The sequence below is a fragment of the Kribbella sandramycini genome (genome assembly GCF_013131805.1).
In the GTDB taxonomy this organism is placed as follows: domain Bacteria; phylum Actinomycetota; class Actinomycetes; order Propionibacteriales; family Kribbellaceae; genus Kribbella; species Kribbella sandramycini.
Genome location: NZ_JABJRC010000004.1, coordinates 162,548 through 184,428 on the forward strand (window position 1 = coordinate 162,548; position 21,881 = coordinate 184,428).

The 21,881-nt window shown below is 67.6% G+C and carries 22 protein-coding genes; 6 read left to right on the forward strand and 16 right to left on the reverse strand.

The window, feature by feature from the left end:
• The first annotated feature begins 57 nt into the window (after positions 1-57).
• Both HPO96_RS18875 and HPO96_RS18880 read left to right on the forward strand, forming a co-directional pair.
• Positions 58-978, forward strand: a complete 921-nt coding sequence (locus HPO96_RS18875) for a LacI family DNA-binding transcriptional regulator (RefSeq protein ID WP_202886196.1) — start codon at positions 58-60, stop codon at positions 976-978.
• Positions 975-1,880: an alpha/beta fold hydrolase gene (locus HPO96_RS18880; RefSeq protein ID WP_171674819.1), complete on the forward strand. Its 906-nt coding sequence runs from the start codon at positions 975-977 to the stop codon at positions 1,878-1,880. Before HPO96_RS18875 ends, HPO96_RS18880 begins: the two co-directional genes overlap by 4 nt.
• Here HPO96_RS18880 and HPO96_RS39665 read toward each other — a convergent pair.
• Entirely contained in the window at positions 1,849-2,676 is an 828-nt protein-coding gene (locus tag HPO96_RS39665) for a LysR substrate-binding domain-containing protein (protein ID WP_171674820.1), read from the reverse strand. The genes HPO96_RS18880 and HPO96_RS39665 overlap by 32 nt on opposite strands.
• Positions 2,677-2,750: 74 nt before the next feature.
• Here HPO96_RS39665 and HPO96_RS18890 point away from each other — a divergent pair, with 74 nt between their 5' ends.
• A complete protein-coding gene (locus HPO96_RS18890; RefSeq protein WP_171674821.1) occupies positions 2,751-4,208 on the forward strand; it encodes a ketol-acid reductoisomerase in 1,458 nt (485 codons plus the stop codon).
• Positions 4,209-4,322: 114 nt separating this feature from the next.
• Here the strand turns inward: HPO96_RS18890 and HPO96_RS18895 are convergent, their stop codons facing one another.
• From HPO96_RS18895 to rplM, 5 genes are all read right to left on the reverse strand, one after another.
• Positions 4,323-5,354: a hypothetical protein gene (locus HPO96_RS18895; protein WP_171674822.1), complete on the reverse strand. Its 1,032-nt coding sequence runs from the start codon at positions 5,352-5,354 to the stop codon at positions 4,323-4,325.
• Complete coding sequence (locus HPO96_RS18900; RefSeq protein WP_171674823.1) at positions 5,347-6,990, reverse strand: HsdM family class I SAM-dependent methyltransferase; 1,644 nt, start codon at positions 6,988-6,990, stop codon at positions 5,347-5,349. The genes HPO96_RS18895 and HPO96_RS18900 overlap by 8 nt, the downstream gene beginning before the upstream one ends.
• A gap of 104 nt (positions 6,991-7,094) precedes the next feature.
• Entirely contained in the window at positions 7,095-8,441 is a 1,347-nt protein-coding gene (gene glmM / locus HPO96_RS18905) for a phosphoglucosamine mutase (RefSeq protein ID WP_171674824.1), read from the reverse strand.
• A gap of 7 nt (positions 8,442-8,448) precedes the next feature.
• Entirely contained in the window at positions 8,449-8,970 is a 522-nt protein-coding gene (rpsI, locus tag HPO96_RS18910; protein WP_420371468.1) for a 30S ribosomal protein S9, read from the reverse strand.
• A gap of 35 nt (positions 8,971-9,005) precedes the next feature.
• Complete coding sequence (gene rplM, locus HPO96_RS18915) at positions 9,006-9,449, reverse strand: 50S ribosomal protein L13 (RefSeq protein ID WP_171674825.1); 444 nt, start codon at positions 9,447-9,449, stop codon at positions 9,006-9,008.
• A gap of 274 nt (positions 9,450-9,723) precedes the next feature.
• Here rplM and HPO96_RS18920 point away from each other — a divergent pair, with 274 nt between their 5' ends.
• From HPO96_RS18920 to HPO96_RS18930, 3 genes are all read left to right on the forward strand, one after another.
• Positions 9,724-11,010, forward strand: a complete 1,287-nt coding sequence (locus HPO96_RS18920; protein WP_337796712.1) for a citrate synthase — start codon at positions 9,724-9,726, stop codon at positions 11,008-11,010.
• A 200-nt stretch (positions 11,011-11,210) separates the two neighbouring features.
• On the forward strand, positions 11,211-11,759 hold the full coding sequence (locus HPO96_RS18925; protein WP_337796713.1) for a TetR/AcrR family transcriptional regulator: 549 nt from the start codon (positions 11,211-11,213) through the stop codon (positions 11,757-11,759).
• Positions 11,756-12,715: a glycoside hydrolase family 18 protein gene (locus HPO96_RS18930; protein ID WP_171674828.1), complete on the forward strand. Its 960-nt coding sequence runs from the start codon at positions 11,756-11,758 to the stop codon at positions 12,713-12,715. The genes HPO96_RS18925 and HPO96_RS18930 overlap by 4 nt, the downstream gene beginning before the upstream one ends.
• Here HPO96_RS18930 and HPO96_RS18935 read toward each other — a convergent pair.
• The 10 genes from HPO96_RS18935 to rpsK form a co-directional block, all read right to left on the reverse strand.
• The gene (locus HPO96_RS18935; RefSeq protein ID WP_171674829.1) at positions 12,712-14,460 is read right to left on the reverse strand and encodes a hypothetical protein; all 1,749 of its coding nucleotides are present in this window, start codon (positions 14,458-14,460) and stop codon (positions 12,712-12,714) included. The genes HPO96_RS18930 and HPO96_RS18935 overlap by 4 nt on opposite strands.
• A 39-nt stretch (positions 14,461-14,499) precedes the next feature.
• Entirely contained in the window at positions 14,500-16,182 is a 1,683-nt protein-coding gene (locus HPO96_RS18940; protein ID WP_171674830.1) for an ABC-F family ATP-binding cassette domain-containing protein, read from the reverse strand.
• Between the two features lie 48 nt (positions 16,183-16,230).
• Positions 16,231-16,980, reverse strand: coding sequence for a hypothetical protein (locus HPO96_RS18945; RefSeq protein WP_171674831.1), 750 nt, complete (start codon positions 16,978-16,980; stop codon positions 16,231-16,233).
• Positions 16,973-17,494 carry an RNA polymerase sigma factor gene (locus tag HPO96_RS18950; protein WP_238355299.1) on the reverse strand — a complete coding sequence of 174 codons (522 nt, stop codon included), beginning with the start codon at positions 17,492-17,494 and terminating at the stop codon, positions 16,973-16,975. The genes HPO96_RS18945 and HPO96_RS18950 overlap by 8 nt, the downstream gene beginning before the upstream one ends.
• 16 nt (positions 17,495-17,510) lie before the next feature.
• The gene (locus HPO96_RS18955) at positions 17,511-18,122 is read right to left on the reverse strand and encodes a class I SAM-dependent methyltransferase (RefSeq protein WP_420371469.1); all 612 of its coding nucleotides are present in this window, start codon (positions 18,120-18,122) and stop codon (positions 17,511-17,513) included.
• Positions 18,115-18,927: a tRNA pseudouridine(38-40) synthase TruA gene (gene truA / locus HPO96_RS18960; protein WP_171674834.1), complete on the reverse strand. Its 813-nt coding sequence runs from the start codon at positions 18,925-18,927 to the stop codon at positions 18,115-18,117. The genes HPO96_RS18955 and truA overlap by 8 nt, the downstream gene beginning before the upstream one ends.
• A 66-nt stretch (positions 18,928-18,993) precedes the next feature.
• On the reverse strand, positions 18,994-19,662 hold the full coding sequence (gene rplQ, locus HPO96_RS18965; protein ID WP_171674835.1) for a 50S ribosomal protein L17, sunset domain variant: 669 nt from the start codon (positions 19,660-19,662) through the stop codon (positions 18,994-18,996).
• Positions 19,663-19,706: 44 nt separating this feature from the next.
• A complete protein-coding gene (locus HPO96_RS18970) occupies positions 19,707-20,732 on the reverse strand; it encodes a DNA-directed RNA polymerase subunit alpha (RefSeq protein WP_171674836.1) in 1,026 nt (341 codons plus the stop codon).
• 103 nt (positions 20,733-20,835) lie between these two features.
• Positions 20,836-21,444: a 30S ribosomal protein S4 gene (gene rpsD / locus HPO96_RS18975; RefSeq protein ID WP_171674837.1), complete on the reverse strand. Its 609-nt coding sequence runs from the start codon at positions 21,442-21,444 to the stop codon at positions 20,836-20,838.
• A 24-nt stretch (positions 21,445-21,468) separates the two neighbouring features.
• Positions 21,469-21,876: a 30S ribosomal protein S11 gene (rpsK, locus tag HPO96_RS18980; protein WP_012923659.1), complete on the reverse strand. Its 408-nt coding sequence runs from the start codon at positions 21,874-21,876 to the stop codon at positions 21,469-21,471.
• Positions 21,877-21,881: the final 5 nt, after the last annotated feature.

Sequence of the window (21,881 nt, forward strand, 5' to 3'; positions counted from 1 at the left end):
ACTGAAACGGTTCAGTGACATCGACTATGTTCGAGCTATCTTCTTCGCGTGGCAACCATGCGCGAGGTGGCGGAGCGGGCGGGGGTGTCGATCGCGACGGTGTCGTTCGTACTGAACGGCACCAAGCCGGTCTCGCCCGCGACCCGGGCCCGGATCGAGGCGGCGATGGCCGAGCTCGGGTACCGGCGCAATGTGGTGGCCCGGGCGCTGGCCAGGCGGCGGACCAACATCCTCGCCATGGTCTACCCCGCGCTGGACCACCGGATCGGCTCGGCCGCCGCCGAGTTCTTCACCAGCGCTGCCGACGCGGCCCGGACGCTGGACTACCACTTGGTGCTCTGGCCCGTCGGCAGCGACGGCGCGGACCTCCGTGAGCTGGTCGGCCAGGGCCTCGCGGACGGCGTCGTCCTGACCGAGGTCCAGTTGCACGACCCGCGCCTCGCCATCCTGCAAGAGACCAGTACGCCGTTCACCCTGATCGGCCGGACCGCAGAGCCGGGCGGACTCTCCTACGTCGACATCGACTTCGACGCCACCGTCGACCTCGCACTCCAGCACCTGCACGACCAGGGCCATCGGGACATCGCTCTGATCAGTGGAGACCCCCGCTTCGAGGACTACGGCCCATACGTGCGCACCGAGGCCGCCTACCTCCGCCTGGCCAAGGACCCACTCGTAGTCCCCAGCGCCAACACCCCCGCGAGCGGCAAAGCCGCAGCTAGCCGCCTCCCCGACCACATCACCGCCGTCCTGGTCCTCAACGAGTACGCCGCTCTGGGCGCAGCCAGCACCCGCACAGTGCTCCCCCTCCTGATGACCCCCGAAACCGCAGCCCTCTCCACAACCCCACTGACCTACCTACGCACCCCAGCCGCCGAGCTGGGCCGCCTAGCCACCCAAGCCCTCATCCAACAACTCCAAGGCGCTCCCACCCCAACCCCCCACCTGCTCCCCGCCACCCTCCAGGAGCGCCCATGAAGCTCACCCTCGGCGGCCTCCCCCAGCACGTCCAAACGCACGGCTCCACCGACAGTCCGCTGCTACTGATCCTGCACGGCGGCCCTGGCTTCGCAGGGATGCCACTGTTCACGACGTACAACGCGGAGCTGGAGCAGGACTTCCACGTCATCCACTGGGACCAGCGCGGCGCCGGGCGCACCTACACCCCGGACACCCCGCCTGAGTCGATGACAATGGCCCAGTACATCGCCGACACCGCCGAGCTGATCGACTGGCTCACCAGCGAGTACGGGCAAGAGAAGGTGCATCTGCTCGGCCACTCGTGGGGTGGACACCTTGGCGCGCGGGTTGCTGCGCAGTACGGCGACCGGCTGCACAGCTACATCTGCGTCGCACCGCTGGTGGCGAGTCGGCGGAACGAGCAGGTGTCGTACGACTACGTCGTACGCAAGGCGACGGAGGCCGGCGACACCGGCGCGCTGCGCATCCTGCGCGAAATCGAGAAGATGCGCACCGGTGAGTTCCGCTACCTCGACCTGGTCGTGCAGCGCGGGTTGCTCGCCAAGTACGGCGGTATGACGCACAAGGATCTCGGGAGTCTGATCGACGGCATCCCGGCTGAGCTGCGCACGGAGTACTTCGGCGCCCTGCTCAACACCGCTCAGGAGTTCTGCTGGGAGCACCTCCTCCCAGACCTCCGTGCCACCGACCTGACCCGCACTGCACTCAGTTTCGACATTCCAGTGCACCTACTGCTCGGCCGTCACGACCAGACGACGCCGTCCGAGCTGGCGGCTGAGTACTTCGAACTGCTGAACGCACCGCACAAAGAGCTCTACTGGTTCGAGGAGTCCGGCCATTTGCTGCCGCATGAGGAGCCGGCGAGGTTCAACGAGCTGGTGCGTTCCATAGCGCGGTGACGAGTGGGCGGTGTAGGTCGGTGCGGCGGACGCAGAGGCCGATTGGGAGTTGGTCGAGGGGTGGGCCTTCGACTAGTCGGCCGGAGAAGGCTGAGGTGTCCAAGACCAGCCGCGGGACGATGCCGACCCCGTAGCCGAGATCGACCAGGGCCAGGAGGGCCTCGTGGCCGTCGGGCTCGGCGGCGATCACCGGGCGCACGCCGGTACGCCGAAACCAGCGAAAAGCGGCCTCTCGGACCAGACCGCGCGCCGGTACGACGTACGGGCCGTCGGCTGGCATTCCGGGCGCGCTGACGGACAGGACGTCCGTGGTGAAGATGGTGCGGCTGACCAGGGACTCGGGCAGTCGTTTTGGGATGCCTGCGACCGCGGCGTCCACCTCGCCCTCGTCCAACCGGGCCAGAGCCATCGCTGCGTCGCCGGTCCGGATGTCGAGCCGGATCTGCGGGTGCGCAGCGCGCAGTGGCGCCAGCAAGTCGGGTAGTAGTGCTTCGCAGGCGGTCACCGTGGCGAAGATGCGCAGCTCACCCGCGAGATCCGGTGGAACGTCCGTCCCGGCCCGGTAGTCACTCCACAGGCCCAACACCTGCTCGGCGTACGTCGAGAAGCGGCGTCCGTCCGCAGTCAGGACGACCCCGCGCGGCCCGCGGTCGAAGAGACGGCTCCCGGTGCGGACCTCCAGACGCTGGATGGTGCGGGTCAGGGTGGCGGCGCTGACGTGGCACTCAAGGCTGGTGCGGCCGTAGTTGAGTGTCCGGGCCAGATGCAGGAAGAGTTCGAGCTCCCGCTGGTCCACGTTTCACCTCCTGCAACGCCGCGATGCAGATCTTGCGCTTGCTGCAAGGCTAACTCCGGCCTTCACTGAAGGACATGACCACCTTCACCTCCTCGGTCTTCCGGACCGAGACCATGACGGTGCCCGGGGGTACCGAGACGATCCTCCGCGGCGGCCGGGACCTGTTCCCCCTGCTCCCCGCGGCCCTCCACGGCATCCGCACGATCGGCGTCCTCGGCTGGGGCCCGCAGGGCCGCGCCCAGGCGCTCAACCTGCGCGATTCACTGGCCGGCACCGGCATCAAGGTCGCCGTCGGCCTCCGGCCGGGCTCGACCTCCGCGGACGACGCCCGCGCGCACGGGTTCACCGAGGACGACGGGACGCTCGGCGAGCTGCTCGCCGTCGCGGCCGAGGCGGATCTGGTGATCCTGCTGATCGCCGACGCGGCCCTGGCCGCCCAGCACGAGACGATCTTCCAGGCGCTCAAGCCCGGCGCGACCATCGGCCTGTCGCACGGCTTCCTGCTCGGCCACCTACGCGCGATCGGCAGCGATTTCCCGGCCGGACACCCGGTGATCGCGGTCTGCCCGAAGGGTATGGGCGACTCGGTCCGCCGGCTGTACGTGCAGGGCGCGACCGTCAACGGCGCCGGGATCAACGCGAGTATCGCCGTCCACGCCGATCCGGACGGGCACGCCACCGACCGGGCGCTGGCCTGGTCGGTCGCGCTCGGGTCGCCGTACACGTTCGCGACCGCACTGTCCGCGGAGTACCACTCGGATATCGTCGGCGAGCGGGCGATCCTGCTCGGCGCGGTGCACGGGCTGGTCGAAGCCCTCTACCGGTACTTCCGGCTCCAGGGCGCCGACGCGGTCTCGGCGTACGAGCGTTCCACCGAGGCGGTCACCGGCCCGATTGCGCGGACGATCTCGGCCGCCGGGCTGCCCGCCGTCCGGGCCGCGGTCACCGATCAGGACCTGTTCGACCGGGCCTACAGCGCGGCCTACCAGCCGGCCCGCGACCTGGTCGCCGAGATCTACGACGAAGTTGCCGACGGCACCGAATTGCGCAGTGTCATCCTCGCCGAGCAGCGGCTCGCCACCCGCCCGATGACCGCGATCGCCGGCAGCGAGATGTGGTCGCACAGCGCCGCGGCGCACGCCCGCCGGGACGCCGCGGCCACCGAACTCGATCCGCTCACCGCCGGGCTCTTCGTCGCCACGATGACCGCGCAGGCCGACGAGTTCGCCACCCGCGGGCATGCCTGGTCCGAGATCGTGAACGAGTCGATCATCGAGGCCGTCGACTCGCTGCTGCCGTACATGCATGCCCGCGACGTCGCCTACATGGTCGACAACTGCTCCCGCACCGCCCGCCTCGGCACCCGCCGCTGGGGCCCGCGCTTCCAGGCGGCCTACGAGCAGCTCGCGCTCCCCGCTCTCGCCGGCCCCGCCGACCCGAAGGCCATCGACGCCTTCCTGCACAACCCCGTCCACGAAGCCCTGGCCGTCGCCGCCGAACTCCGCCCCTCGGTCGACATCTCCGTCTCCTGAAACGCGAAACGGCCCCGAGCAAACCTGCTCGGGGCCGTTCAATCCGTGCGATCGGCACATGCTGAGGCCGCGACGATGCGGAGTTGGCCTCCAGGACACTCCAGCAAGGTCTGCCTACTGCCCTTCGGCCGCCCTCATCTTCACGCGTGCTTCCTTGTGGAACTTGATCGGACTGTTGTCCAGAACAGTCTTGACCATGACTTCGAAGAAGCGCCCAGGCGACAGCTCGTACGGAACGAAGTCATGGCGCAACGTCACCTCGGGCAACTGCTCGATCACCGCTGCAACCTCTAGATCGTCCTCGATACCAGATCCACCATCGGCGGCCGTAGCTACGTCGCTCACGACAGGGTCCATGACCGGGTCAACTGCGATCGGTGCGGCCTCCTCAGCTTCGCCGCTGTCGTCGGCTGCCGAGGGCACCCCGCCCCACTCGGGTACGACCAACCCAACTGCGTCGTAGGCGTCGTCCTCACGTCCGAGCTTCGTCAGCAGGTCGACCAGACCATCCGCCGTATCACGCTCGGTCGCGAAAGCGGTCGACCGGAGACTGTAGAGGAAACCCAATGCGGAACGGGGGTGCCGAAGGGAAAGATTCTTCGCGTCACCGTACGACTCCTCGACCCTATTGGCAGCGTTCTTCCCGAACGAAGAGTCCATCCGCTTTGTGGAGATCATGAGCTCCGGCCCTGTTTGCCATGCGCTCATGACGACATCGACCTGCTTGACATAGTTCTTGCCCAGAAGATTTGCGCTTGCACTCGCGGTGCCGCCACTCTGGCCGCGCGCCAAACGATCCCAGACCTGATCCCGAAGGCCCTTCGGGAGACTGTCGACAAACATCGCCACATCACGGGGCAGCACCCGAGGTGCCGAGGGGCGGGGCCACACCCGATCGCTATCAAACCCTGCTCTTCGAAGCTCGTACGAGGTCCACACGTCAAGCGCGATCGCAGGTACGCCAGATTGAGACGACGCGGTCAAGAACAGCGGTACGCCGAGAAGCCGACACAGCGTGTCATAGTCAGGCTCATATCGCAGGCCGTCGCGGAGTTGACGCCAGGGAGTCACATCACGGAACGCAGCTTGTGCAACGATCTCGTCGAACAGCTCCCAGGCCTGATCCTTGAGCGAGCGGTCAGTCATCGGATCTGGCGTCCTTACCTCGCGCACTGCGACGTGCGGCCATCTCTGCATGCGCTGCTCGGACCGCCGACAGCTGTCGGCCCGACATCCCCAACGCGTCGACCAGCACGACCTCGTCCACCGCACGAACCGCCTCAAGCAGCCGTCCTTGCCGCAAGCTGGCACCGACACGGCCTCGCAATGCGCTCAGCTCCTTACGGCGGGACTCCACAAGCGCCGGTGCCGGCATCGGCAGCTGATCTGCCTCGCGAGGCTCGACCTTCAGAACTCCGCCGCCATACGCTCGGCCAACCGTTTCGGCACCAAGTAAGGTCACGGAGTTGAGGGACGCCAAGGGCAACAGATCGACTCCGGTCTTTCGTACCTCCGACCGGAGATACACCCCATGAACACTGTTGAGATGATGCGTCCGTACTCGGTTTGTGCAGAGTCTCGGCGTGTCAGCGTTCATGTAGGTCAGCAAAAGGTCTGCCGGCTGCTGATAAGGCACGAGCCACCAGGGCTTTCGCACGCGACACTTGTATGCAGTATCGACTCCCGTCTTCTCGCCCATCGCTATGTAGCGCAGCGCGGCCGCCGACGGAGTACTCGGCCGGAACAACCATGTCGCTGAGCCGGCCGCGGCGAGTTCGTCCATCATTCTCGCGGTCAACGTGAGACTACGGAGGTGACGAGAGCCGGGCGGCGAGAGCGAGATCAGGTCGTCCGTCGTCAACCCGAGTTCAGTGACCCGCTCTGAGGTCAAAGTGAAGAACTTGTTGTTTCCCGTTACCATCCCGAGCGTCGTGTCTCCCCATGACTCGAGGACGTCGAAACCTGGGGCCATCGTCGCAGCCGTATAGGCCTCGAGAGCTGGAGGCGGCACCAGCGAAGCCGACCATTTGCCGCCCCGAGAGCGGGGGGCCCATTTTCTTCCGACAGCGAAGTCGTTGAGCGCCTTCGCATCTTGAACCTGGAAGATGTCGCAATGATCAGTTCCATTGACGCCTGATGGGTCGAACCCATCGGCCAGCAACAGCACGACCTCTTCAGACACTCCAGGGAACACCCGGTCGATGAACAACACGAGCCCGACGGACTTGAAGTGGTCCATCAGGTACTGCCGAACTGATGCAGCGTAGTTCACTGTGAGTAACTCAGCCGGCAGAACCAGTCCAAGCCGCCCGCCCGGTTTCAGATTCAGGGCACTGTGAACCGTGAAGGCTGCCCACGACGACGCCAAGCCTGTCAGGGAGACACCAGCTCGAAGAGCCGCGGCACGCGACCGCGCTCTGGAATCACCTGAAAAGTCTTGATATCGAACGTAAGGCGGATTTCCGATGACTGCGTCAAAGTTCCCAGTAGGTTCCCTCAGGAAGAAGTCACCGGCCTCGATCGTCGCCTCGATACCTTGAGCTCGAAGCGTGCGCTCGGCCTCGGCCGCAGAGGCTGAATGCAGCTCGACACCCAGCAGTCGCCCCTTGTGTCTCCCGGCCCTACCAGCCTCATGCAAGAACACCGCCTCGCCGCATGAAGGCTCGAGGACTGCGTCGCTGGGCGAATGGATCGCCCAATCCGCAATGAAGCGAGCGACCGTCGCCGGCGTGAAGAATGCGCCCCGCGTCTTCCGCTCAGAGGTGGTGTCACCGGGCAGCATGGAGTCATCCTCTCTCAACAGTCCGGACGCGAGCGGGAGACCCACCGTTCGAACAGCGCAGGTCCGGTGAGATGCCCGACGGATCGGGACCTCACCGGACCGACTCAGAGCTTCAGTGCGGCGGCGACCACGTCGGCGAGCGAGTGGGCGATCTCGTCGGCGGTGTCCGAGGACTCGGCCTCGACCATGACGCGGACGAGCGGCTCCGTGCCCGAGGGGCGGAGCAGGACGCGGCCGGTGTCGCCGAGGCGCTGGGTGGCCTCGGCCACGGCGGCCTGGACGGTCGCATCGGTGCCGGCGCGGGCTTTGTCGACGTTCTTCACGTTGACCAGGACCTGCGGCAGGCGGGTCATCACGCTGGCCAGATCGGCCAGGGTCTTACCCGTCTGGGCGATGCGGGCCAGCAGCATGACCGCGGTCAGCGTGCCGTCGCCGGTGGTGGCGTGGTCGGACAGGATGACGTGACCCGACTGCTCACCGCCGAGTTTGTGACCGCCGGCCTTCATCGCCTCGAGCACGTACCGGTCGCCGACCTTGGTCTGCTCGACCGCGATCTGCTCCCGGACCATCGCCTGGACGAAGCCCAGGTTGCTCATCACGGTCGCGACGACGGTGTCGTTGGACAACCGGCCGCTGTCGCGCATCGCGAGCGCCAGGATCGCGAGGATCTGGTCGCCGTCGACGAGCTCGCCGTTCCCGTCGACCGCCAGGCAGCGGTCGGCGTCGCCGTCCAGGGCGATGCCCAGGTCGGCGCGGTGCCCGATCACCTCACGCTGCAACCCCTCCAGGTGGGTGGAGCCGCAGTTCAGGTTGATGTTCAGGCCGTCCGGCGCTGCGGCGTACGTGATCACCTCGGCGCCGAGCCGGCGCAACGCCTCCGGAGCCGTCCCGGAGGCGGCGCCGTTCGCGCAGTCGATGACGACCTTGACGCCGTCGAAGCGGTTCGGCGCCGAGCGGACCAGGTGCGAGACGTAGGTCTCGAACCCCTGCCCGTCGTCGAGAACGCGACCGACGGCCGCGCCGGTCGGGCGCTGCCACTCCTCGTTCATCCGGACCTCGATGGCGTCCTCGATCTTGTCGTCGAGTTTGATCCCGCCGCGGGCCAGGAACTTGATGCCGTTGTCGGGCATCGCGTTGTGGCTGGCGGACAGCATCACACCGAGATCGGTGCCGGTCGAACCGGTCAGATAGGCGACGGCCGGGGTCGGCAGGACGCCGAGCCGGAACACGTCGACGCCGGCGCTGGCCAAACCGGCCACCACGGCGGCTTCCAGGAATTCTCCACTGGCGCGTGGATCCCGCCCCACAACGGCGCGTGGCCGGTGCCCTTCGAAGGCACCGGCCTCGCCGAGTACATGAGCTGCCGCGACCGAGAGGTCGAGCGCCAGCTCCGCGGTCAGGTCCACGTTTGCCAGGCCACGGACTCCGTCCGTGCCGAACAAACGCCCCATCAGGTGATCAGCGCTTGCTGTACTGAGGAGCCTTGCGGGCCTTCTTGAGACCGGCCTTCTTACGCTCCTTGATCCGCGCGTCGCGGGTGAGCAGACCGGCCTTCTTCAGACCGGGCCGGTTCGCCTCCTCGTCGGCGGCGTTCAGGCACCGGGCGACACCCAGCTGCAGCGCACCGGCCTGGCCGGTGATGCCGCCGCCGTTGATCCGGGCGATCACGTCGTACGAGCCCTCGAGGCCCGCGACGACGAACGGCTCGTTCACGTGCTGCTGGTGCACCTTGTTCGGGAAGTAGACGTCCAGCGGCTTGCCGTTGACGGTCCACTGGCCCGTGCCGGGCACGAGGCGGACGCGAGCGACGGCCTCCTTGCGGCGACCGGTGGCGCCGGCCGGGTTGATGACCGCGACCCGACCCGTCTCGGCGCGCTGCTCCGGAGTCGGGTTCGTCTCGGAGGTGTAGGCAACCGGGCCGTCGGTCTCGATGGGGACCTCGGGGTCGAACTCTTCGGTCTCGGTGGTGATGTCGCTCACGCTGAAAATCCTCGTTTACCTGGCTCGTCGATCGCTTACTGGGCGATCTGGGTGATCTCGAACGGCTTCGGCTGCTGGGCCGAGTGCGGGTGCTCCGGACCGGCGTAGACCTTCAGCTTGGTGAGCAGCTTCCGGCTCAGGCGGTTCTTCGGGAGCATGCCCCAGACAGCCTTCTCGACGGCCTTGCGCGGGTCCTTGTCGAGGATCTCGCCGATCGGCGTGGCCGTCAGACCACCCGGGTGCCCCGAGTGGCGGTACGCCAGCTTGTCGGTCCGCTTGGAACCGGACAGGGCGACCTTGGACGCGTTGATGACGACGACGAAATCGCCGCCGTCCACGTGCGGCGCGAACGTCGGCTTGTGCTTGCCGCGCAGGAGAGTTGCGATCTGGACGGCGAGCCGACCGAGAGTGACGTCGGTGGCGTCGATCACGTGCCACTCGCGGGTGACGTCAGCAGGCTTCGGGCTGTACGTGCGCACGGGCGTTGACCTTCGTTTCTCAGAGGTTGACAAAACAAGTACGTCGGCGAGCGGTCCACCGACGGGCAAGGACCTGGAACGCACAACAGCAGCCCAGAATACCGGCGTCGGCCGCCTGGGGTCAAAGCGAGACCGAACGGCCCGGGCGCCCCGGCTTGGAAGGAGCTGCGGACCGCACTAGTTTAGCCGTGAAGATACGCAGTCCGAATCGCGTCCCGCCGGCTGACATAACCCTCATCACCTGGCGATGACGCCAGCTTCCGAAGAGGGCATCGTGACCGAACAGTCGCTCACCGTCCGGGACAACCGGACCGGCAAGGACTACGACCTTGCCATCACCGATGGCACCATCCGTGCCGCAGATCTCAAGCAGATCAGCGCAACCGACGGAGACGGTGGCCTCGCCACCTACGACCCCGGCTTCGTCAACACCGCCTCGACCCGGTCCTCGGTCACCTTCATCGACGGTGACAAGGGCATCCTCGAGTACCGCGGCTACCCGATCGAGCAGCTCGCCGAGCAGTCGAACTACCTCGAGGTCGCGTACCTGCTGGTGAACGGCGCGCTGCCGAACAAGGCGGAGTACGAAGCCTGGGTGCACGACGTGACATATCACACCTTCGTGCACGAGAACCTGAAGACCTTCATGCAGGGCTTCCGCTACGACGCGCACCCGATGGGCATGCTGCTGGCCTCGGTCGGCGCGCTGTCCACCTTCTACCCGGAGTCGCGGGAGATCTTCAACGAGGAGTCCCGGGCGCTGCAGATCCGGCGGCTGATCGCGAAGATGCCGACGCTCGGCGCCTTCTCCTTCCGGCACGCCCAGGGCAAGCCGTACGTCTACCCGGACAACGAGCTCAGCTACGCGGCGAACTTCCTCTCCATGCTGTTCAAGATGAGCGAGCCCAAGTACGCCGCCGACGACCGGCTGGTGCGCGCGCTGGAGATCCTGTTCATCCTGCACGCCGACCACGAGCAGAACGCCTCCACCAACGCGGTGCGCGCGATCGGCTCCACCCAGGTCGACCCGTACTCCGCGGTGACCGGCGGGATCGCGGCCCTCTACGGCCCGCTGCACGGCGGCGCCAACGAGGCCGTGCTGAAGATGCTGCGCCGGATCGGCACCGTCGACAACGTCCCGTCGTTCATCGAGGGCGTGAAGAACGGCGAAGAGCGGCTGATGGGCTTCGGCCACCGGGTCTACAAGAACTACGACCCGCGGGCCAAGATCATCAAGAAGGCCGCCGACGACGTCTTCGAGGTGACGGGGATCAACCCGCTGCTGAAGATCGCCGTCGAGCTGGAGAAGATCGCGCTCGAGGACGAGTACTTCGTCTCCCGCAAGCTCTACCCGAACGTGGACTTCTACTCCGGCCTGATCTACGAGGCCCTGCAGTTCCCGCCGGAGATGTTCACCGTGCTGTTCGCGATCCCGCGGACGTCGGGCTGGCTGGCCCAGTGGCTGGAGTCGCTCGGCGACACCGACCAGAAGATCGCCCGCCCGAAGCAGATCTACACCGGCGCGCGCGGCGTCCAGTACGTCCCGATGGGCGACCGCTAGTCCATCTTGGGAACGGCCCCGGTCCGGCAATCTGCCAGGGACCGGGGCCGTTTCTGCGCTTCTGCACCCTCTGCCGCAGCCCTACCGGCCCCTGGTTCCCACCCGAAAATGCGGAGAGTTGACTTCGGTTACAACCAAATGGGGTCGGCGATACGTCTCTAATGCGAGGGCACGGGTTGGCGCAAGGAGAGGGGTCTGGGGTGCGAGCTGACGCGCGGGACAACCGGTTACGGATTTTGACGGCGGCGGACGAGGTGTTCGGGCAGTCGCCGCAAGCGTCCACGGACGCGGTGGCGAAGCTGGCCGGGGTGGGGATTGCGACGGTTTTCCGGCATTTCCCGACCAAGACGGAGCTGCTGGAGGCAGTGCTGACGCAGCGGCTGGAGCGGCTGCGGGACCAGGCTCTGACGCTGGCGTCCAGCGACAACGCGGGCCGGGCGTTCTACATGTTCTTCAGCCGCGTGGTCTCGGAGTCCGCGGTGAAACTGGCCATCGGCGAGGCTCTGATCGCGGCCGGCGGCGCGGCCGGTGAGGACGCCCGCAAGGCGGCCGCCGGGCTGCGGGAGGCCTTCGGCTCCCTGCTGGCCGAGGCGCAGCGCGTCGGCGCCGTACGCCGGGACGCGGGCCTGCCCGAGGTGTACGCACTGCTCATCGGCGCCTCCCGCGGCGCCACCGCCCGTCACCTCGAGCCCGAGGTCCGGGACCGCATGCTGACGCTGGTCTACGACGGTCTCCGCCCAGCTTCGTGAGGCGGCGGCTCCTTCGAGCGCTACTGGTCCTTCTCCTCCTGCTGGCACCTCTGGGCGCGTTCGGGGTCTCGCTGCGCGTTCAGTACGCCGGTGACCCGACGCCCCGGACTCGCAACAACGATGCGGTCTGGCTGGGCCACGCCTGGGTCGACGGCCGCAAGACCCAGGCAGACGTGACCGCACTGGCCGAACAGCTCAAGACCACCGGCATCCGGGATCTCTACGTCCACACGGGTCCGCTCGAGCACGACGGCACGCTGTCGCTGGCCGACGTCTCCCCCAAAGCACGCTGGTTCACGACTGCGATGCGGGCGGCGGCGCCCGGCGTCCGCGTGCAGTCCTGGCTCGGTGACATCGTCCAGCCAGGTAAGAACCCCGGTATGGATCTGGACGACGCCGCCGTCCGCAAGCAAGTCGTTGTGTCGGCCAAAACCGTTCTGGCACAGGGCTTTCAGGGCATCCACTACGACTTCGAACCGGTCCGTTCCGGCTCCAAGGGCTTCCTGAGCATGCTGGACGAGACGAAGGCGCTCGGCGTCCCGCTGTCGGTCGCTGCCCACCAGATCGACCCGCTCTGGCACCTGCACCGCATCCCACTCGACAAGTGGTGGTCGCAGCAGTACTTCGGTGAGGTCGCCCGCCGGGTCAACCAGATCGCGGTGATGTCGTACGACACCGCCATGCCGCTGGAGTCTCTGTACGGCGGCTACGTCGCGAAGCAGACCAAGCTCGCCCTGGAGGTCACGCCGTCCAGCACTGACCTCCTCATGGGTCTGCCGGCCTACTGGGAACGCAACGCCACCCACTGGGGGCACGCCGAGACAGTGCAGGCTGCAGTGCGTGGCGCCCGGCTCGGGCTGGGCGACAACCCCCGCCAGAACTTCGGTCTGGCCATCTACGTCGATTTCACCGCCACACCAGCGGATTGGGCGGCGTACCGAGACGGCTGGGTCTAGGCGAGCCCGACGCCGACCAGAATCAGCGTCCCGACCACCAGGAACCCGAGTTCCAGCCATAGCGCCGGAGCGGGCCGCATTCGCTCCTTCTCGACCGCCGCAGTGGCGGACCGCAGTCGCAGTGCTTCGAAGATTGCGGTCACCTGTTCGACCTGGCCGGTCGCAATGCCTTTGAGGACGTGCCAGTCGTTGTCCGTCTCGATGTTCAGCCGGTCCTCGTCGAGGTCGATCGCGACGACGGCCCGCCAGGGCACGACCTGCTCGAACCAACCGGCGCGTACCCAGAGGTGCGTCGCTGTGGCGGTAACGCGGAAGAACACCGGGAACGCAGCTATGTGGATCAAGACCGTCCCGAGCACGAGAACGCAGACGGCGACGAACCAATCGCCCCAGAGCGCAAACGCCGCGGCCGCGACGGGCAAACCTGCCACCAGCGCGATCAGCGCCGGTTTCGACCACCAGAACCGCGGCTCCAGCGGCGCCTCCCACGGCAGCACCGGCAATTCGGTGGCCGGATCGATCTCCGGCTCGGGCGGCAGGTTCTGGGCACTCAGGGGGCCGTCAAAGCCGTCCGCCAGCTCCCGCCACCACAGGACCTGCCGCGGGGCCCGGAACGACCGCTCCGGCCGGAAGACGTGTCCACCGATCAGAATCGTCGGCCAGGCCCGCTCCGCCAGCTCGCCGACCAGTAGTGCGTCGCCGCGGTATTTCTGCAGCTTCGCGCTCAGCTCTTGCCGGTACCGCCGCGGCACTTCCTCCTCGTCCTCGCCGAGCGCATCGAATGCCTTCAGCAGCTCCAGTTCCGCATTCTCGTCGTCCGGCGTCAGCTCGATGAATCCCAGCAGGACGTCGCCGTCCGCGGAGTAGACCGCGAAGGCCTCCGAGGTGTCCGGCTCGACCCGCACCGGCAGCCCTTGTGCCAGCCAGGACCGGCGTGGTCGCGCCCGCCGCACCTTTAGATCCCGGAGGACGAGCAGCGCGGCCAAGAGCCAGGCACTGCCGGCCGCAGTGATCCAGTACGTGTAATCGGCCGGCTCAGCGACCGGCCTGATCCATTCGGCGTCAGCCAGGTCGACGAAGACCGGAATCTGCGCGCCGGTCTCGTGGTCGTCGAACATCGTCACGGTGTGGGTCCTGCCGTTCGGCAGCTCCAGGATGATTTCGCCCTCTTCGCCTTGTGCCTTCACCACAGCGGTCTGTTCGACAGCACGCTGCAGATGAGCCTCCTCGCGTCCGTCCTGCCAGTTCATCAGCAGCAGCGCGGCAATCCCCGCCAGCATCAGCGCACCGGCAACACCCAGCCGAAGGGTCAGACCAACGGCTGAGGCCGCTGGAACCTGCACCTGGCGACGCTGTGACCGCATGACCAACGACCGTTGCTCACGCCCGGCCGCTAGCATCCAGCAGAGCAGCGCGACACACGCTGCGCCGTAGACCGTCCAGGCGATCCGTGCTTCGACGAAGTCGTCGTACCGGAGCTCGAGGACCATGAACACGACGCCGGCCGTCAGTGCGACGACCGGCTGCCACCAGAGCAGGAGGAGCGAAGCGAGGCAGGCGACAAAGGCCGCCGAGAAGACAGGGTCGGGCCCGCAGTACGCCGGATCCTCGACCGAGCAGGGGATGTCCTCGCCGGTGAAGATCGACACCGCCACCGCAGCGCCCCAGCCGACCGGCAGCAGCCAGCGGTAGAGCCAGCTGGGTACGACGGTGCGCACCCAGCGCGTCGCGAACTCGCCTGTCATGGAGTCCCCCTCCGGCCACCGGTAGGAGAACTCTAGAGGTCAGCGGGCGCGCTGCACGCGACCTTCGTCCCAGACCGGCTCGTCGGATTCGTAGACGGTTCCGTCGGCGCCGAAAACCAGATGCCGGTCGAAGCCGCGAGCGAACCAGCGGTCGTGCGTGACCGCGAGGACCGTGCCGTCGAAGGAGTCCAGCCCCTCCTCCAGCGCCTCGGCAGACTCGACGTCCAGGTTGTCCGTCGGCTCGTCGAGCAGTAGCAGCGTCGCGCCAGAGAGCTCCAGGAGGAGGATCTGGAAGCGGGCCTGCTGGCCGCCGGAGAGGCTGTCGAAGGACTGCTCCGCGGCGTGGGCCAGCTCGTACCGGTCCAGCTTGCGGGAGGCCAGCTCGCGCCCCATCCCGTCGCGGTGGTCGTCACCGCGATGCAGGATCTCCAGAAGCGTCTTGCCGACCAGCTCCGGGTGCTCATGGGTCTGGGCGAACCAGCCCGGCCGAACCCGCGCCCCGAGCTTCACGACCCCGCTGTGCGCGACCGGCGCGATCGGAACCTCACCGATCGGCTGGTGCTCGACGTCCGGGTCGGTGCCGCCGTTGGCGAGCAGCCGGAGGAAGTGCGACTTCCCAGAGCCGTTGGAGCCCAGGACGGCGACTCGCTCGCCGTACCAGACCTCCAGGTCGAACGGCTTCATCAGACCGGTCAGCTCGAGCTGGGTGGCCACCACTGCCCGCTTGCCCGTGCGACCGCCGGTCAGCCGCATGCTGACCTTCTGCTCGCGCGGCAGCTCCTGCGGCGGACCGATCTCCTCGAACTTGCGCAGCCGCGTCTGGGCCGCCTTGTAGCGCGAGGCGAGCCCGTCGTTGTACGCCGCCTTGACCTTGTACATCTGCACCAGAGCCTTGAGCTTCGCGTGCTCCTCGTCCCACCGCCGGCGCAGCTCCTCGAACCGCTCGAAGCGGTCCCGCCGAGCCTCGTGGTACGTCCGGAACCCGCCGCCGTGCGTCCACGCGGTGTTGCCGGCGGCACCGAGCTCGACGGTGATGATCCGCGTTGCGGTGTTGGCCAGTAGCTCCCGGTCGTGGCTGATGTAGAGCACGGTCTTGTCGGTCGTCCGCAGCTGCTCCTCGAGCCAGCGCTTGGCCGGCACGTCGAGGTAGTTGTCCGGCTCGTCGAGCATCAGAACCTCGTCCGGACCACGCAGCAACGCCTCCAGCACCAGACGCTTCTGCTCACCGCCGGACAGCGTCTTCACCTCGCGCCAGCGACAGCTGTCGTACGGGACGCCGAGCGCGGCCATCGTGCAGACGTCCCAGAGGACCTCGGCGTCGTACCCGCCGACCTCGCCCCAGTCCGCGATCGCCTGCGCGTACTTGAGCTGGGTCTTCTCGTCGTCGGCCTCCATCATCGCCAGCTCGGCCTGCTCCAGCGTGGCGGCGGCCTCGCGGATCGCCTCCGGCGCAACGCCGAGCAGCAGGTCGCGAACCGTGGTCTCGTCCCGCACCGAGCCGACGAACTGCCGCATCACCCCGAGGCCGCCGGAGCGCGAGATGCTCCCGCTGTGCGCCTTCAGGTCGCCGGAGATGATCTTGGTCAGCGTGGTCTTCCCCGAACCGTTCGCCCCGACCAGCGCCACCTTCGCGCCGTCCCCGACCCGGAACGTGACGTCGTCCAGCAAGACCCGACCATCCGGCAGTTCGAAGCCGATGCCGGCAACATCCACGTGACCCATAGGCCTAGTCTGACCGGCGGACCGGGCACCAGGCGAACGGATATCCCGTCACCAGCCGGTCAGGGCGTTCAGGTAGGTACTACCGCTCGGACGGACGCTCCCGGTCATGAACAGCTTCAGTGGCGCCGCGAACAGCCCGTACGTGCGGCTCCCGGTGAAGAAGCCCGGTGTCGTACAGCCGGTGTACTCGACCCAGATCTCCCGAATCCCCGCTGCCGTGCTGAACCGCAGCGCAATCGCCTCGGTCGGCCGGGCGGCCTCTGGAGCGCACTTGAAGACCGGCAGCGCCGGGTTGCGCTCCGGCAGCACCTTGATCGCGTCGACCACCTGCTGGGCGACCTTCGCGTCGAAGCGCTCGTGACCGAGCACCTCTCCGCCCGGCACCTGGTAGCGACAGGCCTGCAGCCCAGTCACCGGTGTGCTCACGTCGAGCCCGGCCGGGACCGCTCCGGCCTCTTCAACCCCCTTGATCGGGTGGTCTGTCGGGCAGGCAGTGTCAGCCTCGTACGACGGTGCAATGCCCTGCGTCCGGTTGTCCTTGGCCGCAGTCGGCACCTCCGCGCTCCCAGCGGAGTTCGTCGGCGTCCCACCGCTACCGAGCACGCTCCACGCGCCCCCGACCGCCACCACGACCAGAACGGACGCAGCGACCCCGTTCAGCGCACGCCGGCGTCGGCGTACCCGTTTGCGGGCTACGGCCGCCAGACCGGCGCCGCGCAGTTCGCTGGTCGCGCTGCGGTCCTGGAACGCCGAAGCGAACTTGGGGCCGAGCTCCTGCTCAGGGTCGTGCTCAGGCATCTTCGGCTCCTTCCTTGCTCAGCGTGGTCTTCAAAGCGGCCAGTGCGCGGTGCACATGCGACCGTGCGGTCGCCTCCGCGCAATGCAGCAGTACGCCGATCTCGGCGTACGAAAGCTCTTCGTAGAACCGCAGTACGACGGCGGCGCGCTGCTTGTCCGGCAGCGTCGCGCAGAGCGCCCAAACGGCCTCCGACTCGGCTCTGTCGACTGCGCCGTCCGGTGCGGCCGATGCCGTGCGGACAGGGTCCTCGACGGGTGCCTCGCGACGGCGGAACCGCCGCCACCAGGAGATGTGCGCGTTCACCACCATCCGCTTCACGTAGGCCTCTGGGTCATCAGCCCTGCTGACCCGGGCCCAGCGGGCACAGGCGGTCGTCAGAGCGTCCTGGACGGCGTCCTCGGCCAGCGACTTGTCCCCGGTCAGGACATAGGCGAACCGCAGCAGTGCATCGCCCTTCTGGCCGACCCACTGCTCGAACTCGATCGCGTCCGATCGCGCCTCTGCTGCCGCCAAGGCTGCCTCCATACCCTCAGGACGGCGCCGGACCCGCGTTCGTTGCACGCAGTACCCGGAACCCCTTGGCGCTGCCGACGCGCTCGCAGGGGTAGCCCTGCTCGGTCATCCAGCGCTGCAGCGAGTCGCCACCGAGGTTCTTGCCGACGACGAACCATGCCACGCCATCCGGTGCAAGGCGAGCCAACCAGCGCAACAACATCTTGTGCAGCTCCGGCTTGCCGATGTGGATCGCCGGATTCGACCAGATCTGGTCGAACCGCACGTCGTCCGGGACGTCGTCCACCAGCACCGCATGAACCCGGTCGCCGACGCCGGCCCGGCGTGCGTTCTCCGCGGTCAGCTCGACCGCTCTGGTGTTCACGTCGACCGCCCAGACCACAGCGCTCGACTCCACCGCCAGCGCACACGCGATCGGCCCGTAGCCGGTTCCCAGGTCGAGGAATGTGCCCGACTCTTTCGGCGGCTCCACCTCACGCAGCAACACCGCCGTACCGATGTCCAGCCGGTCCCGGGAGAACACTCCGGTCGCCGTGGTGAACGTATAGTCCCGGCCCCAGATCCGCGCCTCGACAGTACGCCGTACGTCGGCGGAGCCCGGCTCCGCCGAGAAGTAGTGGTCAGCCACGCTGGTGTACCTCTCCCCTGACCTGTCGAGCCTCCAGAGCCCGCGCGGCCAGCTCGTCGTCCGCTGGGTACCGCACCTCCTCCAGTGTGAGGCCATGCGCCGGCACTACCGCCACCGCCGAATCCCGCACCTTTCCGGCCAGCACACCAGCCGGCCAGTCCACCTCACGCCGTCCGTCCCCCACTGGGAGCATCGACCCGACCAGCGCCCGCACCATCGAGTGACAGAAGGCATCGGCGATCACTGTGCCCTCCAACAGGCCAGGGGCCGTGCGCTGCCAGGAGAAGTCCAGCAGGGCCCGCACCGTACTGGCGCCCTCCCGCTTCTTGCAGAACGCGGCAAAGTCGTGCTCCCCCAACAGCTGAGCCGCCGCCGCATTCATCCGCTCCACATCCAGCGGCCGCGGCACCCTCAGCACGTGGCCCCGCGTCAGCGGATCCCACGCAGCCTGCTCATCACACAGCCGGTAGACGTAGCGGCGAGCCATTGCCGAGAACCTGGCGTCAAAACCCTCTGGAGCCGCCGCCACGGCCGTAACGACCACATCCGCAGGCAGGACGCCGTTCAGCCCCCGCAGCAGCCTGTGCGGCTCCACAGGCCCGTCGAGGTCGACATGTGTGACCTGGCCACGAGCATGGACGCCGGTGTCCGTCCGGCCGGCACACACCATCGAGACTGGCTCCGGAAGGCGCAGTACGACGCGCAGTGCGTCCTCCAGAGCACCTTGGACGGTGCGGAGATCGTTCTGCCGGGCCCAGCCGTGAAAGGCCGTCCCGTCGTACTTGAGGTCAATCCGCCAACGCACACGGCAATCTAACGCAACAGCGCCCCCTCGCCGGAAAGCGAGGGGGCGCTGTCGGTGGAACGAGGCTTACTTGTCGTCCTCGGTCTCGCCGGCCTTGGTGAAGCCCGCGGCCTCGGCGTCCGCCTCGGTCTTGAACCAGACCTCGGCGACCGTCTGGTCGTACCACGGCGAGTCGGTGCCGTGGAACTTCATCGAGTTCTCGTTGCCCTTGATCGTGAAGCCCTCGGGCGCGGAGCCGTCGGCCAGCGGGGCGGCCGAGTTCTCGAACTTGCCGGCCTCGACGTCCTGAACCTTCGGCGCGTCGGCGACCTTCTCCTCGGCCTTCGGGGCGGCCGTCTTCTTGGCGGCAGCCTTCTTGGCCGGCTTCTTCGAGTCGCTCAGCGCCTCGACCAGCTCGATCCGCACCATGGGGGCGTTGTCGCCCTTGCGCGGGCCGAGCTTGGTGATCCGGGTGTAGCCACCCGGACGGTCGGCGTACCGCTCGCCGAGCTCGGTGAACAGCACGTGCACGACGGTCTTGTTCTTGATCCGCTTCATCACCTGACGGCGCGAGTTCAGGTCACCGCGCTTGGCCTTGGTGATGAACGACTCGGCCAGCGGCTGCAGGCGCTTGGCCTTGGCCGCGGTGGTGGTGATGGCGCCGTGCTCGAACAGCGACGTCGCGAGGTTGCTGAGGATCAGCTTCTCGTGCGCCGGGCTGCCGCCCAGCCGGGCACCCTTGGTGGGGGTAGGCATCTCTTACTCCAGAAAGGATTTCAGGCCTTTTGGCCCGGGTGGGTTCAGTACTGCTCGGTCTCGGCGAAGCTCTCGTCGTCGTCCTCGGACTCGGTGCCGTAGGCCTCGGTGGCCGCACGGAGGTCGAAACCGGGGGGCGAGTCCTTCAGCGACAGGCCCATCTCGGCCAGCTTCAGCTTGACCTCGTCGATCGACTTGGAGCCGAAGTTCCGGATGTCCAGCAGGTCCTGCTCGCTGCGCGAGATCAGCTCACCCACGGTGTGGATGCCCTCACGCTTGAGGCAGTTGTACGAGCGGACGGTCAGCTGCAGGTCCTCGACCGGCAGGGCCAGGTCGGCCGCCATCTGCTCGTCGACCGGCGACGGGCCGATGTCGATACCCTCGGCCTCGACGTTCAGCTCGCGGGCCAGCCCGAACAGCTCGACCAGCGTCTTACCGGCCGACGCGACGGCGTCGCGGGGCAGCATCGACGGCTTGGTCTCGACGTCGACCACGAGGCGGTCGAAGTCGGTGCGCTGCTCGACACGGGTCGCCTCGACCTTGTAGGTGACCTTGAGGACCGGGGAGTAGATCGAGTCGACCGGCATCCGGCCGATCTCGGCGTCCGCGGACTTGTTCTGGATCGCCGACACGTAGCCGCGGCCCCGCTCGACGACCAGCTCCATCTCGAGCCGGCCCTTCTCGTTCAGGGTGGCGATCTTCAGGTCGGGGTTGTGCACCTCGACACCGGCCGGCGGCGCGATGTCGGCGGCGGTCACGTCACCGGGGCCCTGCTTGCGCAGGTACATGGTGACCGGCTCGTCGTGCTCGGAGGAGACGACCAGGTCCTTCAGGTTCAGGATCAGCTGGGTGGCGTCTTCCTTCACCCCGGCCACGGTCGAGAACTCGTGCAGGACGCCGTCGACCTTGATGCTGGTCACCGCCGCGCCCGGGATGGACGACAGCAGCGTGCGGCGGATGGAGTTGCCGAGGGTGTAGCCGAAGCCGGGCTCCAGCGGCTCGATCACGAACCGCGAGCGGTGCTCGTCGACGACCTCTTCGGTCAGGGTGGGGCGCTGTGCAATAAGCAACTTCGTGTTCCTTCGCTGTTCGCGACGACCACTATTTGAGGTCGCGAGAGGTGAAGAACCACCGAACCGGCCGGCGGCTCGGGAGCCACCGGCCGGTACCGGATCAGTTCTTCGAGTAGAGCTCGACGATCAGGTGCTCGGCGACCTGGGTGTCGATCTGCTGCCGGGTCGGCAGCTGGTGGACGAGGATGCGCAGCCGCTCGGGCAGCACCTCGAGCCAGGCCGGGACGACGCGCTCGGCGTGCGTCTCCCGGGCGATGATGAACGGCGTCGTCTCGACCGACTTGGCCTTGACATCGATGATGTCGTGGGCGGCCACCCGGTACGACGGGATGTTCACCTTGATGCCGTTCACGGTGAAGTGACCGTGGACGACGAGCTGACGGGCCTGCCGGCGGGTCCGGGCCAGGCCGGAGCGGTAGACCACGTTGTCGAGACGCGACTCGAGGATGATCAGCAGGTTGTCACCGGTCTTGCCGGAGCGCCGCGAGGCCTCCTCGTAGTACCGGCGGAACTGCTTCTCGAGAACGCCGTAGGAGAAGCGGGCCTTCTGCTTCTCGCGCAGCTGGAGCAGGTACTCGCTCTCCTTCGGACGGCCGCGGCCGTGCATACCCGGGGGGTACGGACGACGCTCGAACGCCTTGTCGCCACCGACGAGGTCAACCCCGAGACGGCGCGACTTCTTGGTCATGGGACCGGTGTAACGGGCCATTTTCGCTGCCTACCTTTCTTGGGGTCAGACCCGGCGCCGCTTGGGAGGGCGGCAGCCGTTGTGAGCGGTCGGGGTGACGTCCTGGATCGTGCCGACCTCGAGGCCGACGGCGCCCAGCGAACGGATCGCGGTCTCCCGGCCGGAGCCAGGGCCCTTCACGAACACGTCGATCTTGCGCATCCCGTGCTCCATCGCGCGGCGCCCGGCGGCCTCGGCGGCCATCTGCGCGGCGAACGGGGTGGACTTGCGCGAGCCCTTGAAGCCGACGGTGCCCGCGGAAGCCCACGAGATGACCGCGCCGGTCGGGTCGGTGATCGTCACGATCGTGTTGTTGAACGTGCTCTTGATGTGCGCGTGGCCGGCGGCCACGTTCTTCTTCTCCTTGCGGCGCACCTTCTTCGCGCCGGCCGCGGTGCGGCTCTTGGGAGGCATAGGTC

What these genes read in the sequence shown, in the direction of transcription:
- rpsD (WP_171674837.1), bottom strand. Translation starts at nt 21,444, where the DNA reads ATGGCCCGTTACACCGGTCCCATGACCAAGAAGTCGCGCCGTCTCGGG.
- HPO96_RS18890 (WP_171674821.1), top strand. Translation starts at nt 2,751, where the DNA reads ATGACCACCTTCACCTCCTCGGTCTTCCGGACCGAGACCATGACGGTG.
- rplQ (WP_171674835.1), bottom strand. Translation starts at nt 19,662, where the DNA reads ATGCCTACCCCCACCAAGGGTGCCCGGCTGGGCGGCAGCCCGGCGCAC.
- HPO96_RS18935 (WP_171674829.1), bottom strand. Translation starts at nt 14,460, where the DNA reads ATGACAGGCGAGTTCGCGACGCGCTGGGTGCGCACCGTCGTACCCAGC.
- HPO96_RS18900 (WP_171674823.1), bottom strand. Translation starts at nt 6,990, where the DNA reads ATGCTGCCCGGTGACACCACCTCTGAGCGGAAGACGCGGGGCGCATTC.
- HPO96_RS18895 (WP_171674822.1), bottom strand. Translation starts at nt 5,354, where the DNA reads ATGACTGACCGCTCGCTCAAGGATCAGGCCTGGGAGCTGTTCGACGAG.
- HPO96_RS18875 (WP_202886196.1), top strand. Translation starts at nt 58, where the DNA reads ATGCGCGAGGTGGCGGAGCGGGCGGGGGTGTCGATCGCGACGGTGTCG.
- HPO96_RS18940 (WP_171674830.1), bottom strand. Translation starts at nt 16,182, where the DNA reads ATGGGTCACGTGGATGTTGCCGGCATCGGCTTCGAACTGCCGGATGGT.
- rpsK (WP_012923659.1), bottom strand. Translation starts at nt 21,876, where the DNA reads ATGCCTCCCAAGAGCCGCACCGCGGCCGGCGCGAAGAAGGTGCGCCGC.
- glmM (WP_171674824.1), bottom strand. Translation starts at nt 8,441, where the DNA reads ATGGGGCGTTTGTTCGGCACGGACGGAGTCCGTGGCCTGGCAAACGTG.
- HPO96_RS18880 (WP_171674819.1), top strand. Translation starts at nt 975, where the DNA reads ATGAAGCTCACCCTCGGCGGCCTCCCCCAGCACGTCCAAACGCACGGC.
- HPO96_RS18945 (WP_171674831.1), bottom strand. Translation starts at nt 16,980, where the DNA reads ATGCCTGAGCACGACCCTGAGCAGGAGCTCGGCCCCAAGTTCGCTTCG.